Below are 14835 nucleotides of genomic sequence, written 5' to 3' on the forward strand. Positions count from 1 at the left end.
ACGATCCGCGGCACTTCCCCTCGACGAGCATCGTTACCATGCGTGGACGCACATTCCGACGACCACTGACGACGACGAGGGACGGGCGAGCGCGTGGCCGAGGCGGCAGACTTCCAGGGGACCCGTCCCTCACCTGCCCTCCGGCGGCTGCGGCGCACCGGGGCCCTGCTCGCCGGAGTGCCCCTGCTGACCGGGCTCCTCCAGCTCCCCGCCGCGCCCCCCGCGGACGCCGCCGGACAGGACGCACCGCGGGCCGCCTCCGACGCGGGCTCGGTCTCCGTCTCCGTGAACTCGCTCACTCCCAGCGTCCCCACCGAAGGGGACACCGTCACCGTGTCCGGCACGGTGACCAACAAGGGGAAGCAGACGGTCACCGACGCCCACGTCGGCCTGCGGGTGGGTCCGCTGCTGAACACCCGCTCGCGGATCGACAGCGTCGCCCGGAACAGCGACGACGTCCAGGGCGTCGTCAACCCGGAGGTCGGTGACAAGTACACCGAGAAGTTCTCCAAGCTCACACCGGGCGTCTCCCAGCCCTTCAACATCTCGGTCCCGGTCGACGAGCTGAACCTCGGGCAGGACGGCGTCTACCAGCTGGCCGTGTCGCTCGCCGGGGAGACCTCCGCGCAGCCCTGGGAGCAGATCCTCGGCGTCCAGCGGACCTTCCTGCCGTGGCAGCCCGAGGAAGCCGGCACGCGGACGAAGACGACGTTCCTGTGGCCGCTGGTCTCCACGACCCACATGACGGCGGAGACCGGTTCGAACGAGGAGCAGACGCCGGTCTTCCGCGACGACGAACTCGCCGAGGAGATCGCCCCGGGCGGCCGATTGGACCGCATGGTGGCCCTGGGCAGGGATCTCGACGTCACCTGGGTGATCGATCCGGACCTGCTGGCGTCCGTCGACGCGATGACCCACAGCTACGAGGTCCAGGGCGAGGGCGACGACAACACGGCCGGCACCCACCAGAAGGTCGCCAAGCGCTGGCTCACCGAGGTACAGCGGGCGGTGGCGGACAAGGAGATCGTCGCGCTGCCGTTCGGCGACCCCGACCTGGCCTCCCTCGCCCACAACGGCACCGCTGTCACCGGCTCCCTGAGCCACCTCAAGGAGGCCACCGACGTCGCCGCGGACACGGTCGATTCGATCCTCCACGTGAAACCCACCACAGACTTCGCCTGGCCCGTCGACGGCGCGGTCGACCCCTCCATCGTCAAGGTCGCCACGTCCGCCGGCGCCGACAAGGTGATCGCCCGCAGCGACACCTTCAAGGAGACCGGCGACCTGTCGTACACGCCCTCCGCGCCCCGTCCCATCGGTGGCGGCACCACGGCCGTCGTGGCGGATGCCCGGCTGTCCACGGCGTTCCAGGGCGACATGACCAAGGCGTCCACGTCCACGCAGGCGGTGCAGCGTTTCCTGGCCCAGAGCCTGACGCTCGGCCTCCAGACGAACAAGCAGCGCAGCGTCGTCGTCGCCCCGCAGCGCACGCCGTCCGTGAGCCAGGCCCAGACGATGGCCGAGGCGCTGACCGCCCTCCAGGACGGGACCTGGTCCGATTCCCAGAGCCTCACGGCGGCCGCGAGGACCAAGCCGGACCCCGCCGCCACCACCAAGGCCCCCTCGGCCTCCGCCTACCCCTCCTCACTGCGCAAGCACGAACTGCCGCGGTCGACGTTCGAGCAGATCGCACGGACGCAGGACAAGCTCGACAAGTTCAAGGTCATCCTCTCCGACCAGTCCCGGGTGGTGACCCCGTTCGGACGCGCCCTGAACCGGGCGATGTCCGTGTCCTGGCGGGACCGGGAAACCGAGGCGGCGATCTACCGGAGCGGTGTCGAGTCGTACCTCGACACGCTCATCGACCAGGTGAAGCTCATCGACAAGTCGGAGACGAAGCTCTCCGGCCGCAGCGCCACGATCCCCGTGACGGTCCAGAACAACCTGGTGCAGGGCGTCGAGCACCTGGTGCTGCGGCTCACCTCGACCAACCCGACCCGTCTCGAGATCGACGGGGACGCCTACGAGGAGCAGCCCATCGCCGTCTCCGGCGGGCACAGCCAGTCGGTGAAGTTCACCACGTCCGCCCACGCCAACGGCCGGGCGACGGTGATCGCCCAGCTGTACACCCAGGACGGCCAGAAGTACGGCGAACCCGTCACCTTCGACGTGAAGGTCACCGAGATCACCGCCACGGTGATGCTGGTCATCGGCGGCGGTGTCCTGCTGCTCGTCCTCGCCGGCTTCCGGATGTACACGCAGCGCAAGCGTGCCACGGCCCGCGAGGCCGAGGAGCAGAACGACGAGGCGGGCGAGGACGCCGACGCCCCGCAGAACCCGGGGGCCCCCGCCACGCGTCTCACCGAGGAGTCCGGGGCCGGCACGCGGTCGGAGGCCCCGGAGCAGCCGAGTGACCCGGCACCGGACACCGCACCGGAAAACGCCGACCCGTCCGGCACGGGTGAGAGAGTGGACCGTTGAGGATGTCGTGGCCGGTGGGCCGGGGACGATGAGGTGGGGTAACCATGAACGCGCCGTACGACGGTGACCGCGGCCGTGCCGCGGGCAACTCGGGCTATCCCGAGTCGGACCTCCCCGAGGGTCCGCCGCCCGGGCACGACCAGGTGCCGCAGCCTCCTTCCGACCCGTACCTCCAGGACGCCTACGACCAGGACCCCTACCGGGCGCAGGACATCGCCGCCCAGGATCCCGTCGCGGAGGCGCTCTACGACCGCGCCGCGCATCCTCCGCCCCCTCCGGGCGCGTACCCCCCTCAACAGCCGCTCTACGGGCAGCCGCCCCAGTCGCCGTACGCCCCCGATCCGCGGGTGTGGGCCCAGACCCCCGCACCGGAGCCGGACGGACCGACGCAGTACCTGCCGTACGGCGACGATCCGCGCACGACGCAGTACGTGGGCGTGGACGACCTGGTCGGCCAGGCCGGAGACCAACACCACGAGCCGGACGCCTTCGCCCACCTCTTCCGCGATCAGCAGCAGAGCGGCGCCTTCCCCGACCGGCAGCAGGGCGTCGGGTACTCCCAGCAGTACGGCGGTGGGCACCCCGGTCACCCTCCGACCGGTGACCGGCAGCCCTACGCGCCCCCGTCGGTGCCCGGTCCGTCCGCGGCACCCGGCCACTACGCGGGGGCCACACCGCCTCCCGCCGCCGAGGCTCCGGTCCCGGAACCGGCTCCCGCGCCCGCCCCGAAGAAGGGCGGCCGGGCCGGAAGCCTGCTGAAGTCGAGCGCCGTCATGGCGGCGGGCACGATGGTGTCCCGGCTCACGGGGTTCATCCGGTCCGCACTGATCGTTTCGGCCCTGGGCCTCGGCCTCCTCGGCGACTCGTTCCAGGTCGCCTACCAGCTGCCGACCATGATCTACATCCTGACCGTCGGTGGCGGCCTCAACTCCGTCTTCGTTCCGCAGCTCGTACGGGCGATGAAGGACGACGAGGACGGGGGCGAGGCGTACGCGAACCGCCTGCTGACGCTCGTCATGGTGGCCCTGGCCGCGCTCACCGCCCTCGCGTGGCTGGCCGCCCCGCTCCTCGTGCGCGCGTTGTCGAACCCGGTCGCCACCGACTCCGCGGCCAACGACGTCGCCGTCACCTTCACCCGCTACTTCCTGCCCTCGATCTTCTTCATGGGCATCCACGTGGTGATGGGTCAGATCCTCAACGCGCGCGGCCGGTTCGGCGCGATGATGTGGACCCCGGTCCTGAACAACATCGTCATCATCGTCACGCTCGGCGTGTTCATCTGGGTCTACGGCACCGCCGCCGACTCCGGCATGACCGTCGAGAACATCCCGCCGGAGGGCGAGCGACTGCTCGGCGTGGGTGTCCTTCTCGGCCTCGTCGTGCAGGCCCTGGCGATGATCCCGTACCTCCGTGAGACCGGGTTCCGTATCCGTCTGCGCTTCGACTGGAAGGGGCACGGGCTGGGCAAGGCGGCGATGCTCGCCAAGTGGACCATCCTGTTCGTCCTCGCCAACCAGGCGGGCGCTCTGGTGGTGACCCAGCTCTCCACCGCCGCGGGCCTGGACTCCCCCGTGGAGGGCACGGGCTTCGCCGCCTACGCCAACGCCCAGCTGATCTGGGGCCTGCCCCAGGCCATCATCACCGTCTCCCTGATGGCCGCCCTGCTGCCGCGCATCTCCCGCTCGGCGGCCGAGGACGACGGCGGCGCCGTCCGGGACGACATCTCCCAGGGCCTGCGCACCACGGCCGTCGCGATCGTGCCGATCGCCTTCGGCTTCGTCTCGCTCGGCATCCCGATGTGCACGTTGATCTTCGGGTCCTCGGGCACCAGTGAAGCGACCAACATGGGCTACATGCTGATGGCCTTCGGCCTCGGCCTGATCCCGTACTCCGTGCAGTACGTCGTCCTGCGCGCCTTCTACGCCTACGAGGACACCCGAACCCCCTTCTACAACACGGTCATCGTGGCCGCGGGCAACGCGATCGCCTCGGCGATCTGCTTCTTCGTGCTCCCGGCCCGCTGGGCGGTGGTCGGCATGGCCGCCTCGTACGGCGTCGCCTACGCGATCGGCGTCGGCGTCGCCTGGCGCCGCCTGCGCAAGCGGCTGGGCGGGGACCTGGACGGCGCGCGGGTGCTGCGGACGTACGCCCGGCTGTGCATCGCGTCGGTGCCGGCCGCGCTGCTCAGTGGTGCGGCCTGCTACGGCATCAGCCAGGCGCTCGGCCAGGGCGTCCTGGGCTCGTTCGCCGCGATCCTGGGCGGTGGGGCCGTTCTGCTCGGCGTCTTCTTCGTCGCCGCCCGCCGGATGCGCATCGAGGAGCTCAACTCCCTGGTCGGTATGGTCCGCGGACGCCTGGGACGCTGAGGCAGGGGGTAGGCGCACAACCATCGTCCGCCACCGTGTGTCGTGCATAGCGGCGGACTGTGGGCACAATTGGTTTCTGCGTGGGACGGCGCGCAACGGACGCCGTCCGACGCGCAATGGATGGGGAGGCAGGGAACGACGGTGGCGGAACGGAGCACAGCTGCCGTCGACGTGGCAGACAACAGCGGCGCGCAGTCGCTGACCGCACAGGCGGACCAGTCCACGGCCGACGGGGTGGCCAAGAACCGGGAGCGGGACACGGACAGCGACGAGGCACAGGAGAACACCGGGACCGACGGTTCCGGGAAGACCTCGTCGCCCGAACTGCACAGCGGCCACAAGCTGGCCAGACGCTACCGCCTCGAGGAGTGCGTCACCCGTCTGGACGGATTCAGCAGTTGGCGTGCCGTGGACGAGAAGCTCCGCCGCGCCGTCGGCGTGCACATCCTGCCCGCGGATCACTCACGTGCCCGGTCCGTCCTGGCCGCCGCCCGCTCCTCCGCCCTGCTGGGCGACCCCCGCTTCGTCCAGGTCCTGGACGCCGTCGAGGAGAACGACGTCGTCTACGTCGTGCACGAGTGGCTCCCCGACGCCACCGAACTGACCACGCTCCTGGCAGCCGGCCCGCTGGAGGCGTACGACGCCTACCAGATGGTCAGTCAGGTCTCCTCCGCCATGGCCGCGGCCCACCGCGAGGGCCTCGCTCACCTGCGCCTGAACCCCAACGCCGTACTGCGCACGTCGACCGGCCAGTGGCGCATCCGCGGCCTCGCCGTGAACGCGGCGCTGCGCGGCATCAGCTCCGACACCCCGCAGCGCACCGACACCGAATCCATCGGTGCCCTCCTCTACGCAGCCCTCACTCAGCGCTGGCCGTACGAGAACGACGCCTACGGCATGTCCGGCCTGCCGAAGGACATCGGCCTGATCCCGCCCGACCAGGTGCGGGCCGGTGTCCACCGCGGCCTGTCCGAGCTCGCGATGCGGGCGCTCGCCAACGACGGGGCCACCGCCTCGCGTCACGAGTCGCCGTGCACCACGCCGGAGGAGCTGGTGAAGGCGATCGGTGAGATGCCCCGCATCCGCCCGCCGGAGCCGGCGTTCACCACTCCGCCGGAGTACCAGCGCACGACGTACCAGCAGGGCACGTACGGCCGCCCGGCGCCGCATCCCGGCGTCACCCAGCCGGTGCAGGCTCCGCCTCCCCCACTGCAGAGCCGCACGGGCAAGGCACTGAAGTGGGCCGTCTCGGCCCTGCTGATCGCCGCGCTCGGCCTGGGCAGCTGGCAGCTCGCGGACGCCCTCATGGAGCAGGGCGGCAAGGCCGACGACACGAACAAGACCCAGACGACGGACGGCGAAGACAACAGCGGCAAGAAGCCCGAAGCGCCCAAGCCGCTCGCGATCCAGGGTGCTCAGGAGTACGTCGCGAAGGGTGACGCCCAGGCGCCCGAGGACGTGGCCAAGACGTACGACGGCGACAGCTCGACCTACTGGCGCACCAAGAGCTTCGTGGACGGGCCGGACATGAACCCGGCCTTCAAGCCCGGTGTGGGCATCGTCTACGACCTCGGTTCCGAGCAGACGGTGAAGTCGTCGACCATAGGGCTGCGCTACACGGGCGACCGCACCACGGTCACCTTGTACGCGACGGACTCGACCGGCTCCTCGACCCCGATCGACTCCATGGAGAAGCTCGGTACCGTGACGACGACCGGGGACCAGGCCACGGTGAAGGTCGGCAAGCCGGTCAAGACCCGGTACGTGCTGGTCTGGTTCACCGCCCTGCCGTCGGCGCCCGGTGATGCCTACAGCAACGCCGGCTTCAAACAAGCCATCACCGACCTGAAGTTCACAGGTTGACGACGCACCAAGGGGATGGGGGTCCGATGGCGGACGGCAGCGCATACCGCGACGCAAGCGACCAGGACCTCCTCGCCCGCCACGTCGACGGCGACCCCGATGCCTTCGGCGAGCTCGTGCGCCGTCATCGCGACCGGCTCTGGGCCGTGGCCCTGCGGACGCTGGGGGACCGGGAGGAAGCCGCCGACGCGGTCCAGGACGCCCTCGTCTCCGCCTACCGGGCCGCCCACACCTTCCGCGGCCAGTCGGCCGTCACCACGTGGCTGCACCGGATCACGGTGAACGCCTGCCTGGACCGTGCGCGCAAGGCGGCTTCCCGGAAGACCGCCCCGGTCGACGACACCGAGCGCCTCGAGCAGCTGCTGGAGCCCCACGAGTCCGCCTCGGCGCCCGCGGAGCGCAACGATCTGCACCGCCAGCTCATCGAGGCGATGGGCACCCTTCCGCCCGATCAGCGAGCGGCCCTCGTCCTCGTGGACATGCAGGGCTATCCGGTCGCCGAAGCCGCCCGCATCCTCGACGTGCCCATCGGCACGGTGAAGAGCCGCTGCGCCCGGGGCAGAGCCAGACTCCTTCCCCTGCTCACCCATCTGAGACCGGACGGCACCGGTGAGGGAAGGAAACAGGGTGGGGAACGGAACCAGGCGCAGGAGGCATCCGTCCCACCCGCAGCGGGGCCGCGTCGAGCGGACTCCCCGGACACAGGACCGAGTGACCCGGCAGCACTGAAGGGCGGAGGTGGGCGAGCGTGACGTCGACGACAGACAGGACGGAGCACCCGGACGTCGCGGAGATCTCCGACCTCACCGAAGGGCTTCTGCCACCGGCTCGGAGCTCCGATGTGCGCCGGCACCTGGACGAGTGCGAGCTCTGCGCGGACGTCCGTGCCTCACTCGAGGAGATCCGGGGCCTGCTCGGCACGATGCCGGGTCCGCCCCGCATGCCCGCCGAGGTCGCGAGCCGCATCGACGCCGCGCTCGCGGCGGAGGCGCTGCTCCACGCCACAGCGCCGGACACCGGGGAAGATCCCGACGCTCCTCCTGTGACGCTCGACGTCGAGCAGAGGGACGGGCAGACGCATGTTTCACGTGAAACATCGGCGTCTCCGGTCCGACCGGCCGGGCGTCCTCGCTCCTCCACGACCGGACCGGGCCGCAAGAGCCGCCTGCGAGGAGGCCGTCGGAGGATCGCCGTCCTGGGAACCGTGTTCACGGTCGCCGCGCTCGGACTGGGGTCCGTGCTGCTGTCGCCCTGGAACGACGGCAAGGAGCCGGATGGGGAGCAGCAGACCACCGCCGCGGACACCTTCTCCGAAGAAAAGCTGGAGAAGCAGGTCACCGATCTCCTCGCGCACAGTCAGCAGGAGGGCACCGGCTCCCGCACCCCACACACGTTCGGAATGCAGTCGGAATCCGGCGCCGCCAGCCCCAAGGTCCTCAAGCAGCCCGCGGTCCCGGAATGCGTCCGTGAAGGCATCGGCCGCAATGACGCCGCACTCGCCACCGAGCAGGGCACCTACGGAGGGAAGAAAGCACTCCTCGTCGTCCTTCCCGACGTGTCCGACGACACCCGGGTGACCGCGTACATCGTCGAAGCGATCTGCGTGGACACCCCCTCCCCGGACGCCACCGCGAAGGTACTGCTGAAGCGCTCCTACACGCGTTCCTGACGATCGACGCTTCGCCTGCCCCCTGCGTGGTTACCCGCATGGCGGGAGCCCGCCGTGCGTCCGCCCGTCACCGCCTCCGTGTGCCCGGGCACGGCGGGAATGCGCGCCCCTTAGGATCCGTTGGGTGTGGTGAGAGTTCCGACAAGAAGCTCCCACCGGTCGAACGACGCAGACCAGAGACGAGGAATCAAGCCGTGAGCGACGTCCGTAACGTGATCATCATCGGCTCGGGGCCCGCCGGCTACACGGCGGCGCTCTACACCGCCCGTGCGTCGCTGAAGCCCCTGGTGTTCGAGGGCGCTGTCACCGCCGGCGGTGCGCTGATGAACACCACCGAGGTCGAGAACTTCCCCGGCTTCCAGGACGGCATCATGGGCCCCGAGCTCATGGACAACATGCGCGCCCAGGCGGAGCGCTTCGGCGCCGAGCTCCTTCCGGACGACGTGGTCGCCGTCGACCTGACCGGTGAGATCAAGACCGTCACGGACACCGCGGGCACGGTGCACCGGGCGAAGGCCGTCATCGTCGCGACGGGCTCGCAGCACCGCAAGCTCGGCCTGCCGAACGAGGACGCCCTCTCCGGTCGTGGTGTCTCGTGGTGTGCCACCTGTGACGGCTTCTTCTTCAAGGACCAGGACATCGCCGTGATCGGCGGTGGCGACACCGCGATGGAGGAGGCCACCTTCCTCTCGCGCTTCGCCAAGTCCGTGACGATCGTCCACCGCCGCGACACCCTGCGCGCCTCCAAGGCGATGCAGGAGCGCGCCTTCGCCGACCCGAAGATCTCGTTCGTCTGGGACAGCGAGGTTGCCGAGGTCCAGGGCGACCAGAAGCTCTCGGGCCTGAAGCTGCGCAACGTCAAGACCGGTGAACTCTCGGACCTGGCGGTGACCGGCCTGTTCATCGCGATCGGCCACGACCCGCGGACCGAGCTCTTCAAGGGTCAGCTGGAGCTGGACGAGGAGGGCTACCTGAAGGTCGACGCCCCCTCGACGCGCACGAACGTCACCGGTGTCTTCGGCGCCGGCGACGTGGTCGACCACACCTACCGCCAGGCGATCACCGCGGCCGGCACGGGCTGTGCCGCCGCTCTCGACGCCGAGCGCTTCCTCGCCGCCCTCTCGGACGGGGAGAAGGCCGAACCCGAGAAGACCGCCTCTGTCTGATCCCACCCACCGCCCGCGCACCAACCCATTAAGGAGCCCGCCGTGGCCGGCACCCTGAAGAATGTGACCGACGATTCCTTCGAGCAGGACGTCCTCAAGAGCGACAAGCCCGTCCTGGTGGACTTCTGGGCCGCCTGGTGCGGTCCCTGCCGCCAGATCGCTCCCTCTCTCGAGGCGATCGCCTCGGAATACGGGGACAAGATCGAGGTCGTCAAGCTGAACATCGATGAGAACCCGGGTACGGCCGCCAAGTACGGCGTCATGTCCATCCCGACCCTGAACGTCTACCAGGGCGGAGAGGTCGCCAAGACCATCGTCGGCGCCAAGCCGAAGGCCGCGATCGTTCGCGACCTCGAGGAGTTCATCGCCGAGTGAGGCAGACCGCCTCACTGGCGGCGCGTGTTTCACGTGAAACACGAATGGGCCGACCCGTCCGGGTCGGCCCATTCGTGTGAGGTACCTCAGCATGATGCGTTTCAGAGAGGACGCAGCGCCGGTTCCTTCTGTACGGCTCCGAGCAGCCGGTCCAGCGCCATCTCGACGTCTTCCTTCCAGGAGAGGGTCGTCCTCAGCTCCAGCCTCAACCGGGGATGTACAGGGTGCTGGCGGACCGTCTTGAAGCCCACGGCCAGCAGATGATCGGCCGGAAGAACGCAGGCGGGTTCCTTCCAACGGGCATCGCCGAATGCCTCGATCGCCTTGAAGCCCCGGCGCAGCAAATCCTTCGCCACCGTCTGCACCATCACTCGGCCCAGTCCTTGCCCTTGATAGCCCGGCACGATGAACGCGGTCATCAGTTGCACCGCATCGGGCGACACAGGGCTGGTGGGGAACGCCGCGGAGCGCGGCACATAGGCGGGAGGAGCGTAGAGAACGAAGCCCACAGGGACCTCATCGACATAGACGACTCTCCCGCAGGACCCCCAGTCCAGGAGAACGGCCGAGATCCACGACTCCTTCTCGAACGCGGATGTGCCTTCCTTTACCGCTGCCTCGCCACTGACGGGGTCGAGCTCCCAGAAGACGCACGAGCGACAGCGCTGGGGGAGGTCCTGAAGGTTGTCCAGCGTGAGCGGTACAAGCCGACGCCCCATGAAGGCTGTTCCTCGCTTCCTTCGCCCGCTGCCTCACGGGCTGCTGTCAGAGCGCTCCGTTCCCTGAGCAGGCTGCCGATGAACCCACCGACGGCGCCTACCCCCAGTCCCGCGCTCACCAGTCCGGTGCGGCTTGTCATTCGCATGGCCCCTGCCTTGGTCTCAGAGGTACTACCGGGTAGGTGCGCCGTATCCGATCGCATCGTATCCATGAAGCGATTCCATCGATACCGCCAAAAAACAAAGAGCGGGCCGTGTTCCGGTACACACCGGACACGGCCCACCCCGACCGACTGATCATCTGGACCAGTCGAGCGATCAGGACTCGGTCTCCTCGGAGTCGTCGTCCACCAGACTCTTCTGCAGGACGGGTCCCTCACCGGGAGCAAGTGTGCCGAGGATGCGCTCGAGATCCTCCATGGAGGCGAACTCCACGGTGATCTTGCCCTTCTTCTGGCCCAGGTCGACCTTCACCCGTGTCTCGAAGCGATCCGAAAGGCGCGTGGCCAGATCCGTCAGCGCCGGAGAGACTCGCGCCCCCGCCCGCGGTCCCTTGGAGCGCTGGGCCTTCTGGGGCCGTGAACCCATCAGAGTCACGATCTCCTCGACAGCCCGCACCGACAGCCCTTCGGCCACGATCCGGTGAGCCAGCCGGTCCTGCTCCTCCGAGTCATCGACGGACAACAGCGCCCGTGCGTGTCCGGCGGAGAGTACCCCGGCGGCGACCCGGCGCTGGACGGCCGGCGAGAGCTTCAGCAGACGAAGCGTGTTGGACACCTGGGGACGGGACCGGCCGATGCGGTCCGCCAGCTGGTCGTGCGTGCAGTTGAAGTCCACCAGGAGCTGTTCGTAGGCTGCGGCCTCTTCCAGTGGGTTCAGCTGAGCACGGTGCAGGTTCTCCAGCAGTGCGTCCAGGAGAAGCTTCTCGTCGTCCGTGGCTCGCACGATCGCCGGGATGGCCTCCAGCCCCGCCTCGCGGCAGGCCCGCCAGCGACGCTCACCCATGATGAGCTCATAGCGCGTGGGACCTACCTGCCGCACGACGACCGGCTGGAGGAGACCGACCTCCTTGATGGAGGTGATCAGTTCGGACAGCGCATCCTCGTCGAACACTTCACGCGGCTGCCGGGGGTTCGGGGTGATGGCGTCGAGGGGGATCTCCGCGAAGTGAGCCCCGATGGGAGACACGGACGCGGCCGAGACACCGTTCGCCGACGGCTCCTCTGTTTCACGTGAAACAGGCGGCAGCGTGGTCACCTTCGCGGCCGCCACCCCTCGTTCGTTCGGCAGCACCGGTACCGCCGAAGGAGACGTCGAAGCGCCTCCCACCGCAGTCGGTGCCACCGCCTTCTCTGTTGGGGCAGCAGGGATCAGTGCGCCGAGACCACGGCCCAGCCCCCTCCGTCGATCGCTCACTGGACGCCCTCCACCATGCTCGGATCGTTCTGCTGTGCGCCGATGTGCGCCCGTGATGCGTCATAGCTGACGCCGACGCCCTTCAACGCGATCTCTCGTGCCGCCTCAAGATAAGAGAGGGCACCGCTCGATCCAGGATCGTAAGTCAGCACCGTCTGCCCATAGCTCGGCGCCTCCGAGATACGGACGGAGCGGGGAATGCTCGTGCGCAGCACCTCGTCGCCGAAGTGGGTGCGCACCTCTTCCGCTACCTGCGACGCAAGCCGTGTCCGGCCGTCGTACATGGTGAGCAGGATCGTGGATACGTGCAGCGTCGGATTGAGGTGCCCCCGCACCAGGTCGACATTGCGCAGCAGCTGTCCCAGACCCTCCAGTGCGTAGTACTCGCACTGGATGGGGATCAGGACCTCCTGGCCCGCCACCAAGGCGTTGACCGTCAGCAGGCCGAGGGAGGGCGGGCAGTCGATGAGGATGTAGTCCAGCGGCTGCTCATAGGCCTGGATCGCCCGCTGCAGCCGGCTTTCCCGTGCCACCAGCGACACGAGTTCGATCTCCGCACCGGCGAGATCGATCGTGGCGGGCGCGCAGAAGAGCCCTTCGACATCGGGAACCGGCTGGACGACCTCCGCCAGCGGCTTGCTCTCCACCAGCACGTCATAGATCGAGGGGACCTCGGCATGGTGATCGATTCCCAGGGCGGTGGACGCATTGCCCTGAGGATCGAGGTCGATCACCAGGACACGGCCGCCGTGCAGAGCGAGCGAAGCGGCCAGGTTGACGGTGGTCGTTGTCTTACCGACCCCGCCCTTCTGGTTGGCGACCACGATGACGCGGGTCTGCTCGGGCCGCGGGAGGCCCTCACCGGCCCGGCCCAAAGCCTCCACCGCCAGCTGGGCAGCACGACCGATGGGAGTGTCGTCCATCGGAGGCGGTGTTTCACGTGAAACATCCGCCCCCATCGACTCGGTACGGGGACCGGGGACCGGATCGGTCATCGGTCCCGCGATGTTGGCGTCGGACCGCAAGGATTCACTCTCCTCGACTTCAGGCTCGCAATGAACAGAGCCTCCCATGCCTTTGGGGTCACGAACCAGTGAGGCCTGACGTTCTGTGGAGAAATCCACCTCTGTGGACAACTCCATGCCTCGGGAGGAGGCCGATGTCTCGTCGGGTACCGGACCCTTTCCGAGCGAACCGAGAGGCTTACGGTCCCGGGGTTCGGCCACAGCGCGGCCCCGATTGATGATGCCGTGCAGCAGTGAGCGACGTTTCACGTGAAACACGATGCACAGCAGCCGAGGCCGCGCTGCCGCGACACTCCGGCATGCATAGGTTTGGCAGCTTGTGTGGAGTACGTCTGGTTCTCAGGACGGATCGACTGCTCTCCGTATACGGATCGTGGTCCGCGGGCGGACGGATCGTGCTCTAGCCACGTCGTCGGCGCGCCCGCCCCGTACGGGCGGCCTTCGCGCGCTTCGCAGCGAACCGCACACCACCGGGGCTCTCCCCGACCTCGACCCGCACCACGGTGGACATCGGGTCCACGACACCCTCGCCCACATGGACGATCGATGTCGCCACGGCACCGAGCTTGCTCAGTGCCGTCGCCGCGCTCTTCAGCTCCTCCTCGGCGGTGTCGCCCTTGAGCGCGAGCATCTCCCCGTACGGGCGAAGGAGGGGGATGCCCCAGGTGGCGAGGCGGTCGAGCGGCGCTACGGCCCGCGCCGTCACGACGTGCACCGGAGGAAGCTTCCCCATGACCTCCTCGGCCCGGCCCCGCATGACCGTCACATGGTCCAGGCCCAGCAGTTCGACGACCTCGGTCAGGAAAGTGGTACGACGCAGCAGCGGTTCCAGCAGAGTGATCTTGAGGTCCTGACGGACCAGCGCCAGTGGAATGCCCGGCAGCCCGGCTCCCGAGCCGACATCGCACACCGTCACCCCCTCCGGCACGACCTCAGAGAGCACCGCACAGTTCAGCAGATGCCGCTCCCACAAGCGGGGCACCTCGCGCGGACCGATCAGGCCGCGCTGCACGCCCGCCTCGGCGAGCAGCTCCGCGTACCGGACCGCGTCCGTGAAGCGATCACCGAACACCTCACGTGCCTGCTCGGGCGCGGGGGGAAGCTCCGCTGCCTCCGTCACGGGGGACCGTCCTTCCGTACCGTGCCGGCACAGGGCGCCGACACCAGAACCACAGAACTATCAGGCTGACAAAGTTCGGCCCCGTCTGCGCTACAGACGGGGCCGGTGGAACGTAGAACCGATCAGGCAGGAAGGACGACGACGAAGCGCTGCGGCTCCTCGCCCTCGGACTCGCTGCGCAGGCCGGCCGCCTTGACCGCGTCGTGCACGACCTTGCGCTCGAACGGGGTCATCGGGTCGAGCTTCACGGGCTCGCCACTGCTCTTGGCCTCGGCGGCGGCCTTCGCGCCCAGTTCGGACAGCTCCGTGCGCTTCTTGGCGCGGTAGCCGGCGATGTCGAGCATGAGGCGGCTGCGGTCCCCGGTCTCCCGGTGCACGGCCAGACGCGTGAGCTCCTGGAGCGCCTCCAGCACCTCGCCGTCACGACCGACCAGCTTCTGCAGGTCACGGCTGCCCGTGTCGCTGATGATCGAGACGGAGGCACGGTCGGCCTCGACGTCCATGTCGATGTCGCCGTCAAGGTCGGCGATGTCGAGCAGGCCCTCCAGGTAGTCCGCCGCGATCTCGCCTTCCTGCTCCAATCGGGTCAGGGTGTCTGCGCCCTCGGCAGCGGCGGAGGTGGTGCCTTCCGTCAC

12 protein-coding genes are annotated in these 14835 nt (G+C 69.0%); 7 read left to right on the forward strand and 5 right to left on the reverse strand.

Annotated features, from left to right (window positions below):
* Positions 1–93: 93 nt before the first annotated feature.
* From FHS37_RS09765 to trxA, 7 genes are all read left to right on the forward strand, one after another.
* Entirely contained in the window at positions 94–2481 is a 2388-nt protein-coding gene (locus FHS37_RS09765) for a DUF6049 family protein (protein ID WP_184819157.1), read from the forward strand.
* Positions 2482–2525: 44 nt separating this feature from the next.
* Entirely contained in the window at positions 2526–4847 is a 2322-nt protein-coding gene (gene murJ / locus FHS37_RS09770) for a murein biosynthesis integral membrane protein MurJ (RefSeq protein ID WP_184819159.1), read from the forward strand.
* A 141-nt stretch (positions 4848–4988) separates the two neighbouring features.
* Complete coding sequence (locus FHS37_RS09775) at positions 4989–6710, forward strand: protein kinase family protein (RefSeq protein ID WP_184819161.1); 1722 nt, start codon at positions 4989–4991, stop codon at positions 6708–6710.
* A gap of 26 nt (positions 6711–6736) precedes the next feature.
* A complete protein-coding gene (gene sigM / locus FHS37_RS09780; protein WP_184819163.1) occupies positions 6737–7462 on the forward strand; it encodes an RNA polymerase sigma factor SigM in 726 nt (241 codons plus the stop codon).
* Positions 7459–8379, forward strand: a complete 921-nt coding sequence (locus FHS37_RS09785; protein ID WP_184819165.1) for an anti-sigma factor family protein — start codon at positions 7459–7461, stop codon at positions 8377–8379. Before sigM ends, FHS37_RS09785 begins: the two co-directional genes overlap by 4 nt.
* Positions 8380–8573: 194 nt before the next feature.
* Positions 8574–9545 carry a thioredoxin-disulfide reductase gene (trxB, locus tag FHS37_RS09790; protein WP_184819167.1) on the forward strand — a complete coding sequence of 324 codons (972 nt, stop codon included), beginning with the start codon at positions 8574–8576 and terminating at the stop codon, positions 9543–9545.
* 42 nt (positions 9546–9587) lie between these two features.
* Positions 9588–9920, forward strand: coding sequence for a thioredoxin (gene trxA, locus FHS37_RS09795; RefSeq protein WP_010032728.1), 333 nt, complete (start codon positions 9588–9590; stop codon positions 9918–9920).
* A gap of 101 nt (positions 9921–10021) precedes the next feature.
* On the opposite strand, the gene FHS37_RS09800 is transcribed toward trxA, so the two are convergent.
* From FHS37_RS09800 to FHS37_RS09820, 5 genes are all read right to left on the reverse strand, one after another.
* Positions 10022–10639 (reverse strand): GNAT family N-acetyltransferase, encoded by a 618-nt coding sequence (locus FHS37_RS09800; protein ID WP_184819169.1) that lies wholly within the window; start codon positions 10637–10639, stop codon positions 10022–10024.
* A 318-nt stretch (positions 10640–10957) separates the two neighbouring features.
* Positions 10958–12055: a ParB/RepB/Spo0J family partition protein gene (locus tag FHS37_RS09805; protein ID WP_184819171.1), complete on the reverse strand. Its 1098-nt coding sequence runs from the start codon at positions 12053–12055 to the stop codon at positions 10958–10960.
* Entirely contained in the window at positions 12052–13128 is a 1077-nt protein-coding gene (locus FHS37_RS09810; protein WP_184819976.1) for a ParA family protein, read from the reverse strand. Before FHS37_RS09810 ends, FHS37_RS09805 begins: the two co-directional genes overlap by 4 nt.
* A 352-nt stretch (positions 13129–13480) precedes the next feature.
* Positions 13481–14200 carry a 16S rRNA (guanine(527)-N(7))-methyltransferase RsmG gene (gene rsmG / locus FHS37_RS09815; RefSeq protein ID WP_184819173.1) on the reverse strand — a complete coding sequence of 240 codons (720 nt, stop codon included), beginning with the start codon at positions 14198–14200 and terminating at the stop codon, positions 13481–13483.
* A 122-nt stretch (positions 14201–14322) separates the two neighbouring features.
* Positions 14323–14835 carry a Jag family protein gene (locus tag FHS37_RS09820; RefSeq protein ID WP_004985933.1) on the reverse strand — a complete coding sequence of 171 codons (513 nt, stop codon included), beginning with the start codon at positions 14833–14835 and terminating at the stop codon, positions 14323–14325.

Source organism: Streptomyces griseomycini, from assembly GCF_014203535.1.
In the GTDB taxonomy this organism is placed as follows: Bacteria; Actinomycetota; Actinomycetes; order Streptomycetales; family Streptomycetaceae; genus Streptomyces; species Streptomyces griseomycini.